General features: G+C 68.5%; 17 protein-coding genes. 6 read left to right on the top strand and 11 right to left on the bottom strand.

All coding sequences use genetic code 11. The features are described from left to right. Positions 1–16: 16 nt before the first annotated feature. Together AC04MI_RS01290 and AC04MI_RS01295 are read right to left on the bottom strand one after the other, a co-directional pair. The gene (locus AC04MI_RS01290; RefSeq protein ID WP_436076722.1) at positions 17–1,534 is read right to left on the bottom strand and encodes a class I adenylate-forming enzyme family protein; all 1,518 of its coding nucleotides are present in this window, start codon (positions 1,532–1,534) and stop codon (positions 17–19) included. A 29-nt stretch (positions 1,535–1,563) separates the two neighbouring features. Then, on the bottom strand, positions 1,564–2,595 hold the full coding sequence (locus AC04MI_RS01295; RefSeq protein ID WP_436076721.1) for a tripartite tricarboxylate transporter substrate binding protein: 1,032 nt from the start codon (positions 2,593–2,595) through the stop codon (positions 1,564–1,566). Positions 2,596–2,699: 104 nt separating this feature from the next. Here AC04MI_RS01295 and AC04MI_RS01300 point away from each other — a divergent pair, with 104 nt between their 5' ends. The 5 genes from AC04MI_RS01300 to AC04MI_RS01320 all read left to right on the top strand — a co-directional run bounded on the left by AC04MI_RS01300 (position 2,700) and on the right by AC04MI_RS01320 (position 8,584). Continuing rightward, positions 2,700–3,527 carry an IclR family transcriptional regulator gene (locus tag AC04MI_RS01300; protein ID WP_436076720.1) on the top strand — a complete coding sequence of 276 codons (828 nt, stop codon included), beginning with the start codon at positions 2,700–2,702 and terminating at the stop codon, positions 3,525–3,527. Positions 3,528–3,747: 220 nt separating this feature from the next. Beyond that, positions 3,748–4,740: a LysR family transcriptional regulator gene (locus AC04MI_RS01305; RefSeq protein ID WP_436076719.1), complete on the top strand. Its 993-nt coding sequence runs from the start codon at positions 3,748–3,750 to the stop codon at positions 4,738–4,740. A gap of 192 nt (positions 4,741–4,932) precedes the next feature. Continuing rightward, positions 4,933–6,399, top strand: a complete 1,467-nt coding sequence (gene tcuA / locus AC04MI_RS01310) for an FAD-dependent tricarballylate dehydrogenase TcuA (RefSeq protein ID WP_436076718.1) — start codon at positions 4,933–4,935, stop codon at positions 6,397–6,399. Further along, positions 6,386–7,567, top strand: a complete 1,182-nt coding sequence (gene tcuB, locus AC04MI_RS01315) for a tricarballylate utilization 4Fe-4S protein TcuB (RefSeq protein WP_436076717.1) — start codon at positions 6,386–6,388, stop codon at positions 7,565–7,567. The genes tcuA and tcuB overlap by 14 nt, the downstream gene beginning before the upstream one ends. Positions 7,568–7,606: 39 nt before the next feature. Next, positions 7,607–8,584, top strand: a complete 978-nt coding sequence (locus tag AC04MI_RS01320) for a Bug family tripartite tricarboxylate transporter substrate binding protein (protein ID WP_056056701.1) — start codon at positions 7,607–7,609, stop codon at positions 8,582–8,584. Here AC04MI_RS01320 and bufB read toward each other — a convergent pair. From bufB to AC04MI_RS01350, 6 genes are all read right to left on the bottom strand, one after another. Next, positions 8,581–10,248 (bottom strand): MNIO family bufferin maturase, encoded by a 1,668-nt coding sequence (gene bufB, locus AC04MI_RS01325; RefSeq protein ID WP_082522270.1) that lies wholly within the window; start codon positions 10,246–10,248, stop codon positions 8,581–8,583. The genes AC04MI_RS01320 and bufB overlap by 4 nt on opposite strands. A gap of 152 nt (positions 10,249–10,400) precedes the next feature. Further along, on the bottom strand, positions 10,401–10,694 hold the full coding sequence (gene bufA2, locus AC04MI_RS01330; RefSeq protein WP_436076716.1) for a BufA2 family periplasmic bufferin-type metallophore: 294 nt from the start codon (positions 10,692–10,694) through the stop codon (positions 10,401–10,403). Between the two features lie 143 nt (positions 10,695–10,837). Beyond that, positions 10,838–11,326: an NUDIX hydrolase gene (locus tag AC04MI_RS01335; protein ID WP_056057615.1), complete on the bottom strand. Its 489-nt coding sequence runs from the start codon at positions 11,324–11,326 to the stop codon at positions 10,838–10,840. A gap of 44 nt (positions 11,327–11,370) precedes the next feature. After that, complete coding sequence (locus tag AC04MI_RS01340; RefSeq protein WP_436076715.1) at positions 11,371–11,871, bottom strand: GNAT family N-acetyltransferase; 501 nt, start codon at positions 11,869–11,871, stop codon at positions 11,371–11,373. A 17-nt stretch (positions 11,872–11,888) separates the two neighbouring features. Then, positions 11,889–12,593 carry a riboflavin synthase subunit alpha gene (locus AC04MI_RS01345; protein WP_121941410.1) on the bottom strand — a complete coding sequence of 235 codons (705 nt, stop codon included), beginning with the start codon at positions 12,591–12,593 and terminating at the stop codon, positions 11,889–11,891. Between the two features lie 78 nt (positions 12,594–12,671). Beyond that, a complete protein-coding gene (locus AC04MI_RS01350) occupies positions 12,672–14,027 on the bottom strand; it encodes an esterase-like activity of phytase family protein (protein WP_436076714.1) in 1,356 nt (451 codons plus the stop codon). Positions 14,028–14,207: 180 nt separating this feature from the next. Here AC04MI_RS01350 and AC04MI_RS01355 point away from each other — a divergent pair, with 180 nt between their 5' ends. After that, on the top strand, positions 14,208–14,459 hold the full coding sequence (locus tag AC04MI_RS01355) for a hypothetical protein (RefSeq protein ID WP_056056709.1): 252 nt from the start codon (positions 14,208–14,210) through the stop codon (positions 14,457–14,459). Between the two features lie 20 nt (positions 14,460–14,479). Here AC04MI_RS01355 and AC04MI_RS01360 read toward each other — a convergent pair whose 3' ends face one another. The 3 genes from AC04MI_RS01360 to AC04MI_RS01370 are packed head-to-tail and all read right to left on the bottom strand — an operon-like array spanning position 14,480 to position 20,951. Next, positions 14,480–16,198 carry an NAD(P)-binding protein gene (locus AC04MI_RS01360; RefSeq protein ID WP_436076713.1) on the bottom strand — a complete coding sequence of 573 codons (1,719 nt, stop codon included), beginning with the start codon at positions 16,196–16,198 and terminating at the stop codon, positions 14,480–14,482. Positions 16,199–16,209: 11 nt separating this feature from the next. Next, positions 16,210–17,202, bottom strand: coding sequence for a response regulator (locus tag AC04MI_RS01365; RefSeq protein ID WP_056056711.1), 993 nt, complete (start codon positions 17,200–17,202; stop codon positions 16,210–16,212). Beyond that, entirely contained in the window at positions 17,199–20,951 is a 3,753-nt protein-coding gene (locus AC04MI_RS01370; RefSeq protein ID WP_436076712.1) for a PAS domain S-box protein, read from the bottom strand. Before AC04MI_RS01370 ends, AC04MI_RS01365 begins: the two co-directional genes overlap by 4 nt. Positions 20,952–21,040 lie beyond the last annotated feature (89 nt).

Consider the following 21,040-nt stretch of genomic DNA (forward strand, 5'->3'; position numbering starts at 1 on the left):
AAATGGGTTCCTTCGTTCAGGCAGTGGCCGTACCAGCCAGGGCCGCATCGCGCACGGCAGACTTGAGCACCTTGCCCACGGGCGAGCGCGGCAGGCTCTCGTGAAAGTGGATGCGCTTGGGGGTCTGCACCGGGCCCAGGCGTTCGCGCACAAAGGCGATCAGCTCGGCCTCACTCGCGTGCTCGCCGGTGCGCAGTTGCACGGCGGCCTGCACGGTCTCGCCCCATTTGTCGTCGGGCAGTCCGAACACGGTGCATTCGTGCACAGCAGGGTGCTGGCCCAGCGCGTTCTCTACGTCCACGGGGTAGACGTTGAAGCCGCCGGTGATCACCATGTCCTTGAGCCGGTCCTTGAGGTAGAGAAACCCCCGCTCGTCGATCAGGCCCCGGTCGCCGGTGTGCAGCCAGCCGTTCACCAGGGTCTCGGCCGTCTTCTCGGGCAGGCGCCAGTAGCCGGTCATCAGCAGGTCGCCGCGCGCCACCACCTCGCCCACTTCGCCCGGAGGCAGCAGGCGGCCGTCGGGCGCCATGATGGCCACGTCGCTGAACCAGGTGGTGCGGCCCACCGAGGCCAGGTTGCGCTCGTCCTCGAAGTCCTCGGGGCACAGCACGGTGAGGATCTGCGGCGCCTCGGTCTGGCCGTAGGTGGTGCCCAGCACCGGGCCAAAGAAGTTGCGCACTTGGCGGATCTTGTCGGGCGGCATGGGCGCGCCGCCGTAGATGAGCCGGCGCAGGCGCGGAAAGTCCGCGCGGGAGGCGCCAGGCAGCGCCATCAGCATGTAGACCAGCGTGGGCGGCATGAAGCACACGGTGCCGCCGCGCTCGCGGAAGGCCGTGCGCACCGCCTCGGCGCCCGCGCCCGCCAGCACCACGTGGCAGCCGCCCTGCGCCAGGATGGGCAGAAGGTACGTGGACGTGCCGTGCGTGATGGGCGCGGCGACGATGTAGCGCTCGTGCTCGTCAAAGCCCCAGGCGTGGATCTGGTTGGTTATGTTGGCCATCCACGCGCGGTAGGGCTGCATCACGCCCTTGGGTGCGCCCGTGGTGCCGCCAGTGAACTTGATGGCCTGGGTGGCGTCGTCCGGCAGGTCCAGCTGCGGGCGGGGTGCGCCAGCGTGCGCAGCGGCCAGGCTGGCCAGCGTGGTGGCGTCCTCGGTGGCCGGCGCCCCAGTCAGCACGCGGGCGCCGGGCGCGCCTTCGAGCAGGTCGGCGCACGCGGCGTCCAGCACCAGCAGGGTGGGCTCGGTGGCGTCGATGATGCGGCGGATCTCGGGCCGCGTGCTCTTGGGGTTGAGCGGCACCCACACCTTGCCGCAGGCCAGCACGGCCAGCAGCGCGGCGATGTGGTCGGCGCTGTTGCCCGCGCAGATGCCCACGCGGCTTTGGGGTGTGGGGTCGATGGCTGTGAAGCCCGCCGCGAGCGCTGTCACGCGGGCGGCCAGCGCGTCGTAGCGGATGGCGCCCTCGTGCGCGTCGATGGCAATGCGGTCGGGCCAGCGCTGGGCGGCCCGCCAGAAGAAGTCGATGGGGAACATGAAAGAGATGAGGTTGTGTGGGTGATCTGTCACTCGGCGGATGCGCCCGACTCTTTCACCACTTCGCGCCAGCGCTTGATCTCGGCGGCGGCAAACTGGCGCATCTTGTCGGGGGTGCCACCATCGGGCGTGGCGGCCAGCTCCTGCAGGCGCGTGCGCACCTCGGGCTGGGCCAGCACCTTGTTCAGGGCCGCGTTGACCTGCTCGATCACGGCGCGCGGCGTGCCCGCCGGTGCGGCCAGGCCGAACCACGACTGCACATCAAAGCCCGTGTAGCCCGACTCGGCCAGCGTGGGCACATCCGGCAGCAGGGGCGAGCGCTGGGCACTGGTGATGGCAATGGCGCGCAGCTTGCCGGCCTGCACATGCGGCAGGGCCGACGGCGTGTTGTCGAACATCGAATCCACCTGGCCGCCCAGCAGGTCGGTGACGGCGGGTGCGCTGCCCCGGTAGGGCACATGCAGCATCTTGAGCTTGGACTGCATCTTGAACATCTCGCCCGAGAGGTGGATGGACGAGCCGCTGCCCGACGACGCAAACGTGATGCCGTCCTTGGACTCCTTGGCGTAGCGCACGTAGTCGGCCAGGTTCTTGATGGGCAGCTTGGGGTTGACCACCAGGATGTTCGGAATCTTGGCGATCATGCCGATGGGCTCGAAGTCCTTGACCGGGTCGTAGCCCAGCTTGGGGTACAGCGTGGCGTTGATGGTGTTGGCGATGGTGTAGACGTACAGCGTGTAGCCATCGGCCGGCGTGCGCGCCACGGCCTCGGCGCCCACGTTGCTGTTGGCCCCGGCGCGGTTGTCCACCACCACCGGCTGGCCCAGCTGGTCGCCGAGCTTGACGGCCACCAGGCGCGCAATCACGTCCGTGGCGCCGCCCGCTGCATAGCCCACCACCAGCTTGACCGGCTTGGCGGGCCAGCCCGAGGCATTGGGCTGGGCCTGCAATGGCATGGCGGCGCCGCAGGCCAGGGTGGCGACCAGCGCCAGCAGGGCGCGCCGCGGCAGGGATGGCGAAGCTTTGCGCTGACCCAGCGCGGCGGGGGTGTGTGGGCTCATGGTGTCTGTCTCCGTTGGTTCTTGGAAAAATGCCGTCGTGGCGCCCTGCTGCGTGCTCTGCGGCACACTGCGCACTGGTTGCGTTGACGAACAAATTCTTTCCCATGCCCTCCCGACCTGCGAATTCAAACGTCCGGCAGCCGGACGAACGTGCGAGTACACGCACAACAGAGGAGCCGGTCGAAGACCCCGGCAGTCGCACGCTGCGGCGCGGCCTGCAGGTGCTGGACGCTGTGCTGGCCCATGGCCGCGACGGCGCGCGCGTGGTGGACCTGTGCCGCGCCGCCGCGCTGGAGCGGGCCCCTGTGTACCGGCTGCTCGCCACGCTCATGGAGAGCGGCTATGTGGCGCAGCGCGGGCGCTTTCGCTACGTGGCGGGCCCGCGCCTGGCCGCCCTGGCCGAGCCCCCGGGCCAGCCCAACCTGGCCGTGCGCCTGGCGCCTGTGCTGGAGCGAGTAAGCCGCGCCTGTGGTGACGCAGCCTTTGCCATCGTGCGCGAAGGCCCCACCTCGCACTGCATTGCACGCCATGTGGGCACGCACCCGGTGCAGATCCTGGTGATCCAGGTGGGCACGCGCCAGCCGCTGGGCGTGGGCGCCGCGGGCCTGGCGTTGCTGGCGGCACTGCCCGATGCCGAGATGCAGGCCTGCATCGACGCCAACGCGCAAGATCTGCCGCGCTACGGCGGCATGACGCCCGAGCGCCTGCAGATCCTGGTGCGCGCCACGCGCGAGCGCGGCTGGTCGGTGGTGGGCAACCACGCCACGCAGGGCGTGCTGGCGGCTGGCATGGCCGCGCGCAACGCAGCGGGCGAACCGGTGGCGGCGATCAGCGTGGCATCGACCGTGGACCGCATGCCGCGCGAACGCCAGCAGCTCATCGCGCGCTGGATGCGCGAGGCGCTGGCGGCGCACCTGCCCAATGGCATCTGAGCGGGTCTGCGGCACACTCTGGCAAGCCGCAGACGGACGATGCCAGCCAGCCGACGCCCCGAACGCCACCGAAGCAATTACTACAAAAATGATCGCTTTCAGCGATGGATGGACCAGCGCCAGATGGCAATTTGGCTTCAAACCAATGCTTCCCCTGCCTTTCCACCACCCTGTTGACCGCCCTGCATCCGAGTCACGCCATGCACCCTGAGGCCCGCCCATGGAACTGAGACAACTGCGCTATTTCGTGCGTGTGGTGGAGCAAGGCTCCATGAGCCGCGCTGCGCTGGACCTGGACGTGGTGCAGTCCGCGCTGAGCCAGCAAATCACCCGGCTGGAGAGCGAGCTGGCCACGCGCCTGCTGCAGCGCACGCCGCGCGGCGTCACGCCCACAGAGGCAGGGCTGGCGTTCTTTCGCGAGGCGCAGCTCACCCTGCGCCATGCCGACCAGGCTGTGCGCGCGGCGCAGCAGGCGCGGCTGTCGGGCACCGTCACCGTGGGCCTGGCGCCCACCACGTCGGGCGTGCTGGGCCTGCCGCTGATGCAGGCCATGCGCACGCGCTACCCCGACGTGCGGCTGCACATGGTGGAGAGCATGTCGGGCCACCTCACAGCCATGCTGCATGCGCGAGAGCTGGACCTGGCCGTGCTGTTCGACACCCGCCTGCACCAGGCGCAGCAGGCCACCGGCACGCGCCGCTGGGACATGGCGCCGCTGCTGGAAGAGGACCTGTTCCTGATCTGCGCCCGTGACCGAGGGGAGGGCCCCGGCCACCCCCGTGGCCGGCAGCTGCCGGAAACCATCACCGTCGCCGAGCTGGTGCAAGAGCCGCTGATCCTGCCCACCGGCCCACACGGCCTGCGCAGCACGCTGGACACGGCCTTTGCCCGCGACCGCGTGGCACCGCACGTGGTGCTGGAGGTGGACTCGCTCGCCATGGTGATGGCCGCCGTGGACGCGGGCCTGGGCTCCACTGTGCAGCCCTGGGCCGCCATGGGCCGCTACCCCGATGCGGCCGAGCGCTTTCAGTGCGCACGCCTCACCGACGCGCCCGCGCGCCGCGTCAACCTGCTGTGCAGCCTGCCCGACGAGGAGCTCTCACCCGCCGCGCTGGCCGCGCGGGTGGTGCTGACGGACTGCGTGCGTGAATTGGTGACGAGCGGCCAGTGGTTTGGCACGACATGGATAGGCGGGCAGGACACCAGCGCCTGAGCGGCCACCCCGCAGCCATCACGATCCGTGATACCCCCATGACCTGAACCCGCTGCACGGCGGGCCTGCGCCTCCCTACAGTCGCCATCACCCCGATGAACGACACGGCGACCACGCCAGGAGACACCCCATGGGCCCCACACCCCCTTCTTCATTCCCCCGCGCGCAGCGCACCGCCGGGAGCCACCGGCCATGAGCGGCGATGCTGTGGTCGATGTGCTGGTCATCGGCGGCGGCAACGCTGCCCTGTGCGCCGCCCTGATGGCGCGCGAGGCGGGCGCCAGCGTGCTGCTGCTTGAATCCGCCCCACGCGCCTGGCGCGGCGGCAACTCGGCCCACACGCGCAACCTGCGCTGCATGCACGATGCGCCGCAGGATGTGCTGGTCGATGCCTACCCCGAGGAAGAGTTCTGGCAAGACCTGCTCAAGGTGACAGGCGGGCTGACCAACGAACACCTGGCGCGCCTGGTGATCCGCGAGTCGAGCACCTGCCGGCCCTGGATGCGCCGCCACGGTGTGCACTTCCAGCCCGCGCTGGCAGGCACGCTGCATGTGGCGCGCACCAACGCGTTCTTCATGGGCGGCGGCAAGGCGCTGGTCAATGCGTACTACCGCAGCGCGGAGCAGCTGGGCGTGCAGATCCGCTACGAAGCGCCCGTGGAGCGCATCGAGATGGAGGGCCCCCGCTTCGTCGCCGCCCACCTGGCCAACGGCGAGCGCATTGCCGCCAAGAGCTGCGTGCTGGCCGCGGGCGGCTTTGAATCGAACCGCGAATGGCTGCGTGAGGCCTGGGGCCAGAACGAGCGCGGCGAGTGGCCAGCAGACAACTTCCTGATCCGCGGTACGGCCTACAACAAGGGCGTGTTGCTCAAGCATCTGCTTGAAGACCATGGCGCGGACCGCATCGGCGACCCCACGCAGGCACACATGGTGGCCATCGACGCCCGCGCGCCGCTGTACGACGGCGGCATCTGCACGCGCATCGACTGCGTGTCGCTGGGCGTGGTGGTCAACCGCAACGGCGAGCGTTTCTACGACGAGGGCGAGGACTTCTGGCCCAAGCGCTATGCCATCTGGGGCCGCCTGGTGGCGCAGCAGCCGGGGCAGGTGGGCTACTCCATCATCGATAGCAAGGCCATTGGCCGCTTCATGCCGCCCGTGTTCCCGGGCGTAAAGGCCGACACGCTGCCCGAGCTGGCGCAAAAGCTCGGCCTGCCCGTGGACACCTTCACCCGCACGCTCGATACCTACAACGCCGCCTGCCGCGTGGGCCAGTTCGACCACACCACGCTGGACGACTGCCATACCGAAGGCGTGGCACCCGCCAAGACACACTGGGCCCGGCCCATCGACACCGGCCCGTTCTACGGCTATGCGCTCAAGCCTGGCGTCACCTTTACCTACCTGGGTCTGCACACCGACGACACGGCTGCGGTGCGCTTTAACAACCAGCCCAGCCCCAACCTGTTTGTGGCCGGCGAAATGATGGCCGGCAACGTGCTGGGCAAAGGCTACACCGCCGGCGTGGGCATGAGCATTGGCACTGCGTTTGGCCGCATTGCGGGCACACAGGCGGCTTTGGCCTCCAAACGGCCGGTAGCGCTAGTCGAACCTGCTTCAAACGCTACAAAACAAGGAGCAAACCATGCAAACGCTTGAGGCCCTGACGCGCGACGCCCGGGCGCTGGCGAATGGCGGCATTGTGCTGTCAGCCCCCGAAACCGAGGTGGCGCGCCAGCTGCAGATCTGCAACGCCTGCCGCTATTGCGAAGGTTTTTGCGCCGTGTTCCCCGCCATGACGCGGCGGCTGGAGTTTGGCAAGGCCGACATCCACTTCATCGCCAACCTGTGTCACAACTGTGGTGCCTGCCTGCACGCCTGCCAGTACGCGCCGCCGCACGAGTTTGCGGTGAACATTCCGCAGGCCATGGCCCAGGTGCGCGGCCAGACCTATGCCGACTACGCCTGGCCACCCGCGCTGGGCCAGCTGTACCAGCGCAACGGCCTGACCCTGGCCCTGGCACTGGTGGCCGGGCTCACGCTGTTCCTGCTGCTGGCCGTGGTGCTGCATGGCCAGGGCATCGCCGCGCTGTGGCAGGCCCCTGTGGGCGGCTTCTACGGCATCTTCCCGCACAACCTGCTGGTGGGCCTGTTTGCGCCCGTGTTCCTGTTCGCCGTGCTGGCGCTGGGCCTCGGCGTGCGCCGCTTCTGGCGCGACGTGACGCCCGCTACCAGCGGCGCGCCGCTGAGCGCGCCCGCCACGGCCGAGGCCACCGATGCCGTGCTGCGCCTCAAGTACCTGGACGGCGGCCATGGCGATGGCTGCCACAACGAGGACGATGCCTACACCCTGTCGCGCAGGCGCATGCACCACCTCACGTTCTACGGCTTCATGCTGTGTTTTGCGGCCACCAGCGTGGCGACGCTGTACCACTACCTGCTGGCCTTGCCTGCACCGTACGACCTGCCCAGCCTGCCCAAGCTGCTGGGCGGCATTGGCGGTGTCAGCCTGGCCGTTGGCACGGCCGGCCTGTGGCGGCTGAACCTGCGCCGCCACCCGCAACACGGCGATGCCGCACAAAAGCCCATGGACCGCGCCTTCATCGCCCTGCTGTTCCTCACCGCCACCAGCGGCCTGGCGCTGTGGGCGGTGCGTGGCACCGCAGGCCTGCCGCTGCTGCTGTGCCTGCACCTGGGCGCGGTGATGGCGCTGTTCGCCACCATGCCCTACGGCAAGTTTGCGCACGGCATCTTCCGCACCGCGTCGCTGCTGCGCCATGCCGTGGAGAAGCGACAGCCCAACCCCATCGGCCTGGGCGCCGACTGATCCCCAGCCCCCCAACAACCCACAATGAAGGAGACCCCCATGAACCCCAAAAGAACCCTGCTGCGTTGCGCCTTGGCGCTGGCCACCCTGCCTCTCGCCTTGGGCGCTGCGGCGCAAGACTTTCCGCCCAAGAAGCCCGTCACGCTGGTCGTGGGCTTTGCCGCAGGCGGCGCGGCCGATGCGGCGGCACGGCTCATCGCCAAGAAGCTGGGCGAGAACATCGGCCAGTCGGTGGTGGTGGACAACAAGGGTGGCGCAGGCGGCAACATCGCGCACCAGTTTGTGGCCAATGCGCCCGCCGATGGCTCGGTGCTGCTGCTCGGGTCGGTGGGACCGCTCACCATTGCGCCCCACCTGATGAAGGTGGCCTACGACCCCTTCAAGGACCTGGCCGCCGTGTCGGGCGGGGTGAACTTTCCGAACGTGCTGGTGGTGCACAAGGGCGCGGGCGTGAAGACGCTGGCCGAGTTTGTGCAGCTGTCCAAGAAGAAGCCCGGCAGCGTGGACTTTGCCTCCACCGGCGCGGGCTCGGCATCGCACCTGGCGGGTGAACTGTTCAACCAGCGAGCCGGCATCGACATGACCCATGTGCCCTACAAGGGCGGCGCCCCCGCGCTGCAGGACCTGCTGGGCGAGCGCGTGACCTCGTACTTTGCCGCGCCCCCCACTGCGCTGCCGCATGTGGAGACGGGCAAGCTCATACCGCTGGCCACCACCGGCCTCACGCGTCCGGCCTACCTGCCCAACATCCCTACCGTGGCGGAGTCGGGCTATCCGGGCTTTGAGGCGCTCAACTGGTACGCCTTTGTGGCGCCGGGCAAAACGCCCGCGCCGCTGCTGGACCGCTGGAACCAGGAGATCGTGAAGGTGCTGAACGACCCGGGCGTGAAAGAGGCGCTGAATAAGCACGGCCTCACGCCGCAGCCCACCACACGCGCCGAGCTGACGGCCTTCATGAAAAAGGAATCGACCCAGTGGGCCACCATCATCAAGGAACGCAAGCTGACGGCGGACTAGCAAGGGCCGGCACCGCGCGATGCCTCCACAGCACCATCCGCCTGCACCAACCCATCGTCCAGCAGCTGCGCGAGCCAGCCGCCGAGCACGGTGGGGTCGCCCTTCCACAGGCCGCTGCCCAGCAGCGCCGCGCAGGCGTCGTGGACCGAGGCACCGGCGTGCATCGCTTGCACCCAGGCAGACTCGGCCGTGTCGAGCGTGCGAAAGTGCGGCTGATGGCCTTTGCGCCAGACCAGCAGCGTGGCTGGTGCGGACAGAGCCACGGCCTCGGGCACGTCGTCATCCGTGTGGATGGCTTTCCACACGCCCACGACGTTCGTCGTGATCGTTCGCAGCAAGGCGCTGGGGTGCAGCACACCGGGGCGGGTGGTCCAGGTGACCGATGCCTGAGCTGCCGCAGTCTCCAGGGTTGGCACATCGGCACTGTCAAAGCGGGTGCGCAAATCCCAGTCGAGCTGGGCCAGTTCATGCAGCTCGGGGTTGTCGGGGTATTGCACTCGCAGCGCTTCCACCAGTCCTTCACCGTAGCGATTCAGGCTGCGTGTCTGCGGCGGATGGGCCACCGCAAAAGCGCGGGCATGCACATCGAAACTGTCTGACCCCATGTAGAGAAACGTCTTGGCGTAAGTGTCCGCCAGCACCTCGGCCAGCCGTGCGCGGTAGGCATGGTGGTAGATGGGCAGGCGGCCGGTGACAGGGTCATCGGGTGTGGCTTGCGGCAGCGCGCCGGCCAGCACCTGGTCGGCGAAGTGGCGCTGTACAGCAGCCAGTGGCAGCGGGTCCACTGCGGGGGCTAAAGGCATGACTGCAGCAGTTGCGGGTTCGGGCGAGGCCAAGGTCTCTGCCGCTATGCGCCGCGCCGTCGCCAACTCATCGAGCAGGTCGGCCAGCGGCGGAATGTGGTCGTCGCGCTCGATCATCGCGGCCACGGCGCCAAAGCGCTGGCAGGCCTGGGCGTAAAGATCCCACACCGGTTGCGCTACCGGGTAGTCGTGCGTGTCGATGATGTGGTCGCCGTTGTCGCTGTGCCCAGCCAGATGAATCTGCTGCACGCGATGCGCGGGCAGTGCCTGCAGGTACGTCAGCGGGTCAAAGCCATGGTTCACGCTGCTCACGTAGATGTTGTTCACATCGACCAGCAGCAGGCAGTCGGCCTCCTCAGCAATGTGGGCCAGAAACTGCCACTCGCTCGCGCTGTCTTGCCGGTAGCGGACGTAGCTCGACACATTCTCCAGCACCAGCCTGCGGCCCAGCACGTCTTGCGCATGGCGGATCTGCGCGATCACGTGGCGTGCAGACTCGTCGGTGTAAGGCAGCGGGTACAGGTCGTGCAACTGCTCGGGGCCAGGGCCCGTCCAGCACAGGTGGTCGGACACCCACAACGGCTCGATGCGGTCGGCCAGCGCCTTCACGCGCTGCAGATACGGCACGTCCACGCCCTGCGACGCACCGATGGACATCGCAACGCCATGCATGGCCACGGGGTAGTCGCGCCGGATGGCATCGAGCACCGCCAGCGGCTTGCCGCCATCGATGAGGTAGTTGTCGGTGATGATTTCCAGCCAGTCGAGCGGCTGCTTGCGCGCGAGGAAATCGGCGTAGTGCTGCGTGCGCAGCCCCAGGCCAAAGCCGGTGCCGCGCGTAGCTATGAGGTCATGTGCCATGGCGAAATCAAGGTATCAAAGTGCGGGCACTGGGCATGATCGCCGAGACTGGCACGCCCTGATGCCAGCACCGCCGCGCAAGGGCCGCCCCGCCGCGCTGGCGGTGTCCCCCTGGGGGGATGGCGCGCAGCGCCTCAGGGGGGCTTCGTGCCTTATCCCTTGATATCGCCGATGGTGCCCTTTTCCATCAGGCACTGCGCAGCCGTCTTGGCCTTGAAGCCATGGCCCTTGCAGGCGTTCTGGCCTTTGCAGCTGTGCTCTGCCGTGGAGCAGTCGCTGTTGCCCTTGCAGTCGTGCACGTTGTAGCAGTGCACGGTGTCGTTGGCGCCAATGGCCGCGCCCTTGGAGCCCTTGGGCGCATCTGCTGCGAAGCTGGTGGATGCCAGTGCCAGCAGGGCGGCAGACAGGGCAAAGGAAGCGGTGGACTTGGCTTGGGTAGACAGCATGGTGAGTAACTCCGTAAACGTTGAGGGATGAATGAAGCGGGTAGATCACGCTGCACAACTGAGCGCTCTCTGCCTGGTAATTCGTCCCCCGCGCACTGCGGGTTACAGGCCGTCCAAAAACTTTTTCGTGTTGTCGTCTGGCGCTATTGCGCAGAGGGTTCCGTCACCGAGATGTCGGTGTGCACCAGCGTCAGCGGAAAACGCTGGCCTGCCAGGTAGTCCTCCAGGCAGCGCAGCAGCAGGGGGCTGCGATGGCGCTCGGGGCAGGCGCGGATCTCGTCGGCCGTGAGCCACAGCGTGCGCACGATGCCGGTGTCAAGCGTGCGCCAGTCATGGTGCGTGCCCAGCGTGCCCGCAAACGCAAAACGCATGTAGGTGATGTCGTCCCCCGTGCGCGTCTTGGTGAAGCGGTTGAGGTACACGCCGATCAGCGCCGTGGGCTCGAAGTCGTGGGCGGTTTCTTCCAGCACCTCGCGCGCGCAGGCCTGGATGGGCGACTCGCCCGGGTCCAGGTGGCCGGCAGGGTTGTTGAGCTTGAGGCCGTCGGTGGTTTCTTCCTCGACCAGCAGAAAGCGGCCGTCGCGCTCGATGAGGGCGGCCACGGTGACGTTGGGTTTCCAGCGGTGGGGCATGGCGGGCATTATGACGAGGGCGGGTGACACTGCGCCTACAAGGTCTACAGCGCTCGCGCCATGTACACCGCGCCTTCGCCGTAGCTGGCCAGGCGGGTCTGCTGAGTGGCGTCCTGCAAGGGGTGCAGCGCATAGCCCTGCCGCTGCCAGTAGGCCTGCGAGCCCTGCACCGAGACCAGCGCGCTGTGCCGCAGCCCTTCTGCGCGGGCCTGCGCCCACAGGGGCTGCAGCAGCGCGTGGGCCAGGCCTTGCCCCGCATGGGCAGGCAGCACGGCCATGTCGTGCAGGTACAGCGTGTCGGGCTGGGCAGTGGCTTCAAAGTCGCCATGCAGCGGGGTGACCTTGCCGCGCACGCTGCGGTAGGCCGCCAGGTAGGCGCACACCGAGCCGCCGCGCTCCAGCACCAGCGAGCAATTGGCAGGGCTGGCGAGGCGGCGGGCAAACACCTCGCCGCTCTCCACAAACCCTTCGCCATAACAGGCCAGTTGCACGGCAAGCAGGTCGGCCAGATCGCTCAGCGCCAGCGGGCGCACCACCACGGACATGAGTGAGCTTGGTTCGATCAGTGCGGCAGTACGGGCGCCTGCACGAAGTCGTCCAGCGACAGGCCCTTTTCCTTCAGCAGCGCCTCCAGCACCGGCTGCAGGCGGCCCAGGCTCTCCTGCACGGCCTCGCGCACGGTGTCCACCACCACCTGGGTGCTGCGCTCGATCTCGATGTTCAGGCGGTCGCCCACCTGCTTGGCTTCAAACACCGTGGCACGGCGCGTTTCGGGAATCATCCAGATCTCGAACCAGCCCTCTTGCCGGTTCACCTCGGCCACCGTGAGGCTGGCGCCGTGGATGGCGATGTAGCCCTTGGCAAAGATGTAGCGGCGAAACGCCTCGGGCACGGCCACGCGCCACACCAGGTTGTTGTCGAACTCGCGCCGCTCAATCAGCGTGCCGGTGAAGTCCACATGGCCCGACAGCGGATGGCCGCCAATCTCGGCACCGTCCTTGGCCGCGCGCTCCACGTTCACGCGGTCGCCCTGGCCGTAGCTGCCCAGCGTGGTGATGTTCAGGCTCTGCAGCATCACGTCGAAGTTGGCCTGCGTGGGCGACAGGATCTCGGTCACCGTGAGGCACACGCCATCGGTGGCCACGCTGGCGCCAATGGCCAGGTCCTGGCAGAAGCCCTCGGGGAAATCGAGCGTGAAGGTGCGCAGCCCTGCGCGGTCGTGGATGGCGGCAATGCCTGCCGTGGCTTGGACGATGCCTGTGAACATGGTGGCGCGGCTTCCGGGTACGTTGGAACGGGAACCGGGAATTTTGCCACCCGGCCCCCACCGCGCGCTGGCGCCGGGTTACTTGGCTTGCAGTAGCCCGCCCACCTCCAGCAGCACCAGCTCGTTGTCATCCGCCTTGTTGGGGTCGCGGCTGCTGCTTAAGGGCAGGTTGTTGTCGTTGCCCACCACGATGTGCGTGCTGTCCACGATGTCCACGTTCTCGATGGTGAAGAACGGGAAGGTGAGCACGCCGCTGTTCAGCGGCTTGCGCGCCAGGCGCTGAGGGTCCTGGATGTTCATGAGATCGATGTAGCCCACCTTGCGGATCTCGCCACCCACGTTGGCGTCGCTCATCTCCACCTTGTAGACGCGCTTGAACTTGGCGAGGTCGTGGAAGCAGTCCGTGCGCTTGGTGCCTTCGGGGCAGGCCTTGTCGGCCGTGCCTTCGCCGTTGTCGCGCTCGATGATCAAACCGGTGGTGCCGTCGATCATGTTGAAGTCGCCAATCGCGTGGTGGTTGGCCTCCAGCACGTACTTCCAGTGGCGGCCCGTCCACTGCTCGGTCTTCACGTCAAATTCGAGCACACGCAGGTACTGCTTGCCGCCCACGTTTTCGTACGCCTTGGCGCTGTCGTTCCACAGCGCACCTTCGAGCAGCGCATAGAGCTTGCTGCCGTCCTTGCTGGAGGCCATGCCTTCGTAGCCCTTGGAGCGCTTGACTTCAAACGGCGTGGGCTTGGCGTCGGGGGCACCGGGCATCAGCACACCGGGCGCATCGGGCGAGCGCACGACCTTGCCGTCCACCTGCGTCTCGAACACGGCCAGCACCTTGCCGTTCAGGTCGGCCTTGATGAGGAAGGGGCCAAACTCTTCGCCGATCCACAGCGCGCCACCGGCGAACTGGAAACTCTCGGGGTCGAAGTCAGCGCCTGTCAGGTAGCGCTTGTCGGTGCCTTCGTGGGTGATCCGAAACGGCACCTTCTTGTCGGGGTCGTGCAGGAAAACAGTCTTGAGGCGGTTGAACTGGCCGCTTTTGAAGTCCACGGTGTAGTGGCTCAGGTGCAGCATGAAGTCAGGCGAGTTGGCCTTGGAGCCCGCGCCGTTGTCGGTCAGGATCCAGAACGAGCCGTCGGCCATGCGCTTGATGCCCGAGTGGCCCTGGAGGGGCTGGCCCTGGAAGGGCAGCGACACGCCTGTGTCGCGGCCGCCCGATTGGCCCATCACGCTGCCCACGGCGTCCACACGGCGGGGGGTGGTGAACTTGCCGGCCACCTGCAGGTCTTGCGGCGCGTCCTTGGTCGCGGCAACCACGGTGAGGGCGGGCAGCACGGCGTGGCCGGCCAGGGTGGCGGGGTAGGCCTGCTGGGCGATGGCGGGGGTGGCGGCAGCGCACAGCAGCGCTGCGCAGGCGGCAATTTGGGACAGTCGGGACATGGTGGTCAAGGGGAAGAGAGCCAAAACCGTGAACGATGCCGCCGCCCTGTGACACCGCCATGAAAAGCGGTTCTCCGACGCCCCCACCAGACAACGCCGAATCGGGCACATGCATGGACCTTTTGCCGCTCGCATGAGTCACACCCGCCTCACCCCACCCGCACGGCCTGCGCACCTGCCATGGAAACCCTCTCTGCACTGCAATCCCTCGGCCTGGAGCTGCCCAGCCCGGCCTACATCGTGGGCGCTATCCTGTTTGGCCTGATCGGCATGGCGGCGTACTGGCACGGCAAGCGTGCGCAGCAGCCGCGCACCCGCTGGTGGGGCGTGGCGTTGATGTTTTATCCCTACGTGGTCTCGGCCACCTGGCTGCTGTACGCCGTGGGCGTCGCGCTGTGCCTGGGGATGTGGTGGGACGGGCAGCGCGGCTAGGGATCCTCCGCACCAAGGAATCAACCGGCGGCGGCCACCAGCCCTGCGCCGTGCCCGCGCGTGAAGGCTTCTTCAAACACCGAATACCCCGACCAGTCGGCATGCGCAAACGCCAGCCGTGCGGTGGTGGGCGTGGGCAGCCAGGCGGCACGCTCACCATTTGATAGCATCTTAGGCATGAAAGAACTGCGCTCCAGGCCGATTTGACTCAAAAACTGCTGCAAACCCGGTGTGGGGATGGACATGGCGTGCCCATAGCGGGTGATGTCCACGCGCGTTGCGCGCTGGCGCAGGTCGGGGTGGGGCACGGCCAGGGCGGCCAGGGCGGCGTCTGCCCAGTGCTGCCAGGGCTGGGTGGCCAGTTGCTGGCGGCCGTCCGCCCGGTCGCCCAGCGCCTGGTAGTAGGTGAGCACGGTGGGGCCGGCCAGCGTGGCGCGGGTGTCCAGGCGCTGGTGGCCGGCGTTCACATAGCCCAGGCCCCCCGCCGTGGGGTCGGCATACAGGACGTTGTCCCAGGCCGGCGCAGCGCCGGGGCGGTCGGTGAGAGGGCTGTGGATGTGGATGTTGGCCACCAGCCAGGGCGCCCACGACAGACGCTGGGCCGCCCCGGTGAGGAAGGCGGGCGGGTTCTGCACCACGCGCGCCGCCACGAAGACGGGCAGCGCCACGATGCAGCGTGGCGCCTGCCAGCGCTCCACGCTGTCGGTGGCGTGGTTGAACGCATCCACCTCCACGCCGTGGCGGCCTTCGGTGATGCGCAGCACGCTGGTGCCGGTGCGCAGCTGGCCGCCGCCGTGGGACGTGTTGGCCAGCGGCTCGGCCAGGCGCCGGGTGATCCAGCCATTGCCCTCGGGCCAGGTGAGCACGCTTTCGCGGGCTTCGTCCACGGCCTCGCCGGGCGCATGAAAGCCATGGCGGCTGGCAAAGTAGTGGATGCCCGCCCAGGCCGAGACGCGGTCGGCACCAGCGCCGTAGTCGTCGCGGCAGCAGTAGTCCAGGTACCAGCGCAGGTGGGCATCGTCCAGCCCTTCCTGCGCCAGCCAGGCGGCAAACGTCATCGCGTCCAGCGCCTGCTGGCTGGGCGCCAGTGGGCGCTTGGCGGTCCACAGCTTGAGTGCGGGCATGGCAAACCGGGCGGCGCGGGCCTGCGCGTCCACGGCCTGGGCAAAGCGGCGGTACTGCGCCAGCGTGGCCTCGCCCACGCCCTGCACGGGCAGCAGGCCGTCCTGCCACTCGCCATCGAAGTACAGGCGCTCCTGCGGGCTGTGGCACAGGTGGCGTTCGTCGTACTGCCAGTGCCCGGCCACACGCTGGCGCAGGCCCAGCTCCTCCAGCAGGTCCTGCACCTCGCGTGCGTCGTCGCCAGGCACGGGCAGGTAGTGCGCGCCCTGCGGGCAGGTGATGCCGTTGACGGCGGTGCCCCGGCTGTTGCCGCCTGCGGTGTCTTCCAGCTCCAGCAGCGCAAAGTCCTGCACGCCTGCCAGGCGCAGCGCACGCGCTGCGGCCAGCCCCGCCACGCCACCACCGGCAATGATGACCTGCGCGCGGCGCACCACGGCGGGCTCGGGCCAGGTGCCGCGCGCCAGCCACTCACGCAGCTGGTGGCCGCGCGCCATGTCGATGCCGGTGAAGCCGCCTTCCAGCGGCGGCACGGCGTGGTCGCACCCGCCCAGCGCAGCCGTGGCCAGGGCGGCGGCGCCCGCCACGAACTGGCGGCGCTGCAGGGTCCAGGGGCTCATGCGGTCACGCCTCAATCGGCCCAGCGGGCGCGGATCTCAAGCAGCTGCGGCACCAGCGGGGCAAACAGCGCCACCAGGGCGGGGTCGAAGTGTTTGCCGGCCTGCGCTGCAATGTGGTCCAGCGCATCCTGCACGGGCCAGGGTTCTTTGTAGGGGCGGCGGGTGGTAAGCGCATCGAACACATCGGCCACGGCCACAATGCGCGCCGACACCGGGATGGCCTCGCCCGCCAGGCCGCGCGGGTAGCCGCTGCCGTCCCACTTTTCGTGGTGGGCCAGCGCAATCTCGCGGGCCAGCTGCAGCACGCCGGACGGGTGCTCGCCAATGATCTCGGCGCCGATCTCGGGGTGGCGGCGCATGGTGTCCCACTCATCGGCGTCCAGCGGGCCCGGCTTGCGCAGCACGGCGTCGGGGATGCCGATCTTGCCCACGTCGTGCATGGGCGCGGCGTTGAGCAGGTCTTCGGCCCAGGCCGGGCTGTGGCCGGCAGCCAGGGCCAGCAGCTGGGCAAAGTGGCTCATGCGGATCACATGCATGCCGGTTTCGTTGTCCTTGTACTCGGCCGCGCGGCCCAGGCGCTGCACGATCTGCAGGCGGGTTTCACGCAGCTCGTCCATGCGCACCAGCGACAGGTGGGTGCGCACCCGCGCGCGCACCACGGGCGGGCTGACGGGCTTGGTGATGTAGTCCACCGCGCCCGCGTCAAACCCGGCAGTTTCGTCCTGGCTGTCGGTGAGGGCGGTGATGAAGATCACCGGGATGGAGGCGGTGGCGGCATCGGCCTTGAGCGCGCGGCACACGGCATAGCCGTCCAGGTTCGGCATCATGATGTCGAGCAGCACCAGGTCGGGTCGCTGCTCGCGCGCCACCTGCAGCGCACGTTCGCCGTCGGTGGCAAACAGCAGGCGGTAGTCGGACTGCAGGATGTGGCGCAGCACCTGCAGATTGGTGGGCTCGTCGTCCACCAGCAACAGGCGGGGCCGCTGGTCAGGGGCCGGTGTCATGCGGGGTTCTCCAGGGGTTCGTCCAGCCAGTGCGTGCGCAGCTGCTGCAACTGCACCCCGGCCTGGTCAAAGTCAAAGCGGTCGATGGCCTCTTGCAGGCGCTCGGTGGCGTCTGCAGGCAGCAGCTGCATCAGCAGGTCCAGCGGCGGCTGGGCCAGCTCGGACTGTGCCAGGGCCTGCTGCAGCGCCTGCGCGGCGTCCCGGGCCTGCTGGCGTTGGTCTGCGGTCAGCGGTGCGTGCTGGCCCACGCCGGGGGCGGGCGCTGCGGCGGCCTCGGCCTCGTGGGCCAGGGCCTGCTCTACGGCCTGCAACGCGGCGGGCAGGGCGGCCACCAGCGGCTGCAGTGCCGTGCGGTCCAGGCTGTGGGCGGCTTCCTCGATGCGCTGCGCCAGCGTTTGCAGCGGGCCCAGCGCCAGGTTGCCTGCCGCACCACGCAGGCGGTGGGCCAGCGCACGGGCAGCGTCCATGTCGGGCTGCGCCACCAGGGCCTGCAAGGTGGCGGGGGTGGCGGCATGGTCGGTCAGCAGGCGCGCCACGGCATCGCGCAGCAGCGCACGCTGGCCCCAGAGGCGGGTGCCACGCTCCCAGTCCACCGCAGCGACGGTGGCGTGGGGGACCGGTGGCATGTCGGTGGCGCGCGTCAAGGTCTGCAGGCTGCTCCACCCCGATGTGGAGGTGTCGGGCTGCAGATGCAGCACGCGGGCGATCTCGCGGAACAGGCGGGCGGGCTCCAGCGGCTTGCTCGCAAAGCCGTCCATGCCCGCAGCGCGTGCGTTGCGCCGGTCCTGCTCCAGCACGCTGGCCGACAGCGCGATCACCGGCACCGGCTTGCGCCGTTGCGCCTGCTCGAACGCACGGATGCGGCGCGTGGCCTCCAGGCCGTCCATGCCAGGCATCTGCAAGTCCATCAGCACCACATCGAAGCGCCCGCCTTCGTAGGCGGCGACAGCGCTCTCGCCATCCCGCGCCACGGTCACCTGGTGGCGCCCCCGGTCCAGGTGGATCTGCAGCAGCTCGATGTTGGCCGGCACATCGTCCACCACCAGCATGCGCAGCGGCGGCAGCTGGACCGCATGGCTCACGGTGGCCACTGCCGCCGTGGCCTGGCCCACCGGCAAAGGTACACACACGGTGAACGTGGTGCCCACACCCAGGGTGCTGCGCACGCTGATGCTGCCGCCCATCAGCTCCACCAGCTGGCGCGAGATGGTGGTGCCCAGGCCGGTGCCGCCGAACTGCCGGGTGGTGGATGCGTCGGCCTGCGCAAAGGGGTCGAAGATGCGCTCCAGGTGCTGCGCCGCGATGCCGATGCCCGTGTCCTCCACCTCCATCACCAGCGTGCCGTCGTGGTAGTCCAGCCGCAGCAGTACATGGCCGCGCTCGGTGAACTTGAGCGCGTTGCCCAGCAGGTTCAGCAGCACCTGCTGCAGGCGCAGTGCATCGCCCCGCAGGTAGGGCGGCACCCGGTCGTCCGTCAGGCACTGCAGCGCGAGCCCCTTCTTGCCCGCATGGATGCGCAGCGAGGCGAGGATCTGGTCGCACACCTCTTGTAGCGAGAAGTCCGCAATCTCCAGCTCGACCGCGCCTTTTTCCAGTTTGGCGGTGTCCAGGATGTCATTGAGCAGGCGCAGCATGGAGCGCGCCGCATGCTGCACCGTGCCCAGGTGGCGGCGCTGCTGCGCGTCCATGGGGGTGTCAAGCAGTGCCTCGGTGAAGCCGATGATGGCGTTCATGGGCGTGCGGATCTCGTGGCTCATATTGGCCAGGAAGGTGCTGCGCGCGGCTGCGGCCTGCTCGGCACGCTCCTTGGCGGCCCGCAGCTCTTGCTCCATGGCACGGCGCTGGGTGAGGTCGGTCGCAAACTTGACGACCTTGAACGGCTGGCCTTGCGCGTCGAAGATGGGGTTGTAGGTGGCCTGGATCCAGATGCGCCGCCCGTCCTTGCCCAGTCGCTGATATTCACCGCCATCGAGCTGGCCAGCTCGCAGTTGCTCCCAGAACTGCGCGTACGCCTCGGTCTGCGCGTAGGCGGGCTCGCAGAACATGCGGTGGTGCTGGCCCACGATCTCTTCCAGCCGGTAGCCCATGAGTTCTCGAAAGTTGGCGTTGGCGTTGAGCACATGGCCCTGCATGTCGAACTCCACCACCGCGAGCGCGCGGTTGATGGCGCGCACCGTGCTCTCGAACTCGGCGTTGCGCTCGCGAAAGACGGTCATGTCCATGATGACGCCGTCGATCCACAACACCTGGCCATCATCGCCGGCCACGGGGCGGCCGCTTTCCGACACCCAGCGCAGGCGCCCGTCACGGTCCCGCAGGCCAAACTCCACGTGGTAGGGCCGGTGCTCCTGGATGGCCATGGAGACTTCCGCCCACAGGCGGTCCACCTCTTCGGGCAGCGTGAGCTGGGTGAAGTTGATACGGCCGTCCAGAAAGTCCTGCGGCAACCAGCCCGTGAGTGCGGTCACCGCATCGCTGATGAACAGCATGGTCCAGTCGGCATCGTGCCGGCATCGGAAAGTGACGCCCGGAATGTTAGCCATGAGCGAGCGCAGGCGCTGCTCGCTGGCCTGCAGCTCCTGCTCCATGGCGCGGCGCTGTGTCAGGTCGCTGATGAAGCCTACGAACACCGGCGCGCCATCCAGCGGCACGCGGCCTATGGAAATGCGAATGGGCACGGTGCTGCCATCGGGCCGCAAAGCCAGCACCTCGCGGCTGTTGGCGCCGACCACGCCACCGCCCTGGCCTTGCAGGTAGCGCTGCAGGTAGGTGTCGTGGCGCGAGCGGTCGGGCTCGGGCATGAGCATGGACACGTTCTGGCCCACCACTTCGTCGGGACGCCAGCCCAGGATGCGCTCGGCCGCTGCGTTGAAGGACTGCACACGGCCCTGCGCATCGATCATCACCATGCCGTCCACGGCGGTGTCGGCAATGGCGCGCAAGCGGGACTCGCTCTGGCGCATCTGCAGGAACATCTGCCGGTAACGCAAGCCCGCGTTGATGGCGATCACCAGCAGCCCGATACCCGACGCCACTGCAGCAACGGCCAGTGCCAGGGGCGCGCCATCGGCCGCAGTCAGCAGTTCCAGCTCGTTGGGGGCGTCAATGAAACGCAAGGCCGCCATGCCGGTGTAGTGCATGCCCGCAATCGCCAGCCCCATGACCACACCGGCCACCGCATTGAGCCACCGGGCGCGCCAACGCACCACGCGCTCCAGCCCAAACCGCACCCACAGGGCCACGATGGCCAGCAACACGGCCACCAGCACCGAGGCGGCAAACCCCCAAGGGTCGTACCGCATGACAGGCGCCCACTGCGATGCTGCCATGCCGATGTAGTGCATGGCGCCAATGCCAGCGCCCACCAGCACCCCACCCACCACCAGGGCGGAGCGGCTGATCTCGCGGCGCATCAGCAAGCCCAGCGCCACCCACGACGCGCCCACGCTGGGCAGCAGGGACAGCACGGTGGTCCACGCATCAAACTGGCCCCGCGCGCACACCGTGAAAGCCAGCATGCCGATGAAGTGCATGGACCAGATGCCGCCGCCCAGCGCCATCGCCCCGGACCCCCGCGCCATCTGGCGCATGAACCGGGTGTCGGCGCGGCGGGCCAGACCCGCCATCTGCAGCGCCAGCACGGAGGCCAGCACCGCCATGCCCACCGACAGCGTCACCAGCCAGGGATCGTGCTGCGCCCAAAGCAGCGGATAGGGCTGTGCGTCAGAAAGGAAAAAAAGGTCCAGCATCGGGGGCGCCCACGGCGATCAGGTCTTGACAGCTTTGTAGCCGATTGTGCTGCCCATGCCAGCGGGCAGAACCCCTGCAAATTGCTCGG

The organism is Acidovorax sp. LjRoot204, from assembly GCF_056175785.1.

Excerpts from the sequence above, each read along its gene's own strand:
- AC04MI_RS01300 (WP_436076720.1), top strand. The coding sequence starts at position 2,700 with ATGCCCTCCCGACCTGCGAATTCAAACGTCCGGCAGCCGGACGAACGT.
- tcuA (WP_436076718.1), top strand. The coding sequence starts at position 4,933 with ATGAGCGGCGATGCTGTGGTCGATGTGCTGGTCATCGGCGGCGGCAAC.
- AC04MI_RS01345 (WP_121941410.1), bottom strand. The coding sequence starts at position 12,593 with ATGTTCACAGGCATCGTCCAAGCCACGGCAGGCATTGCCGCCATCCAC.
- AC04MI_RS01295 (WP_436076721.1), bottom strand. The coding sequence starts at position 2,595 with ATGAGCCCACACACCCCCGCCGCGCTGGGTCAGCGCAAAGCTTCGCCA.
- AC04MI_RS01305 (WP_436076719.1), top strand. The coding sequence starts at position 3,748 with ATGGAACTGAGACAACTGCGCTATTTCGTGCGTGTGGTGGAGCAAGGC.
- AC04MI_RS01355 (WP_056056709.1), top strand. The coding sequence starts at position 14,208 with ATGGAAACCCTCTCTGCACTGCAATCCCTCGGCCTGGAGCTGCCCAGC.
- bufB (WP_082522270.1), bottom strand. The coding sequence starts at position 10,248 with ATGGCACATGACCTCATAGCTACGCGCGGCACCGGCTTTGGCCTGGGG.
- AC04MI_RS01290 (WP_436076722.1), bottom strand. The coding sequence starts at position 1,534 with ATGTTCCCCATCGACTTCTTCTGGCGGGCCGCCCAGCGCTGGCCCGAC.
- AC04MI_RS01370 (WP_436076712.1), bottom strand. The coding sequence starts at position 20,951 with ATGCTGGACCTTTTTTTCCTTTCTGACGCACAGCCCTATCCGCTGCTT.
- AC04MI_RS01340 (WP_436076715.1), bottom strand. The coding sequence starts at position 11,871 with ATGTCCGTGGTGGTGCGCCCGCTGGCGCTGAGCGATCTGGCCGACCTG.
- bufA2 (WP_436076716.1), bottom strand. The coding sequence starts at position 10,694 with ATGCTGTCTACCCAAGCCAAGTCCACCGCTTCCTTTGCCCTGTCTGCC.
- AC04MI_RS01320 (WP_056056701.1), top strand. The coding sequence starts at position 7,607 with ATGAACCCCAAAAGAACCCTGCTGCGTTGCGCCTTGGCGCTGGCCACC.
- AC04MI_RS01360 (WP_436076713.1), bottom strand. The coding sequence starts at position 16,198 with ATGAGCCCCTGGACCCTGCAGCGCCGCCAGTTCGTGGCGGGCGCCGCC.
- tcuB (WP_436076717.1), top strand. The coding sequence starts at position 6,386 with ATGCAAACGCTTGAGGCCCTGACGCGCGACGCCCGGGCGCTGGCGAAT.
- AC04MI_RS01335 (WP_056057615.1), bottom strand. The coding sequence starts at position 11,326 with ATGCCCCACCGCTGGAAACCCAACGTCACCGTGGCCGCCCTCATCGAG.
- AC04MI_RS01365 (WP_056056711.1), bottom strand. The coding sequence starts at position 17,202 with ATGACACCGGCCCCTGACCAGCGGCCCCGCCTGTTGCTGGTGGACGAC.
- AC04MI_RS01350 (WP_436076714.1), bottom strand. The coding sequence starts at position 14,027 with ATGTCCCGACTGTCCCAAATTGCCGCCTGCGCAGCGCTGCTGTGCGCT.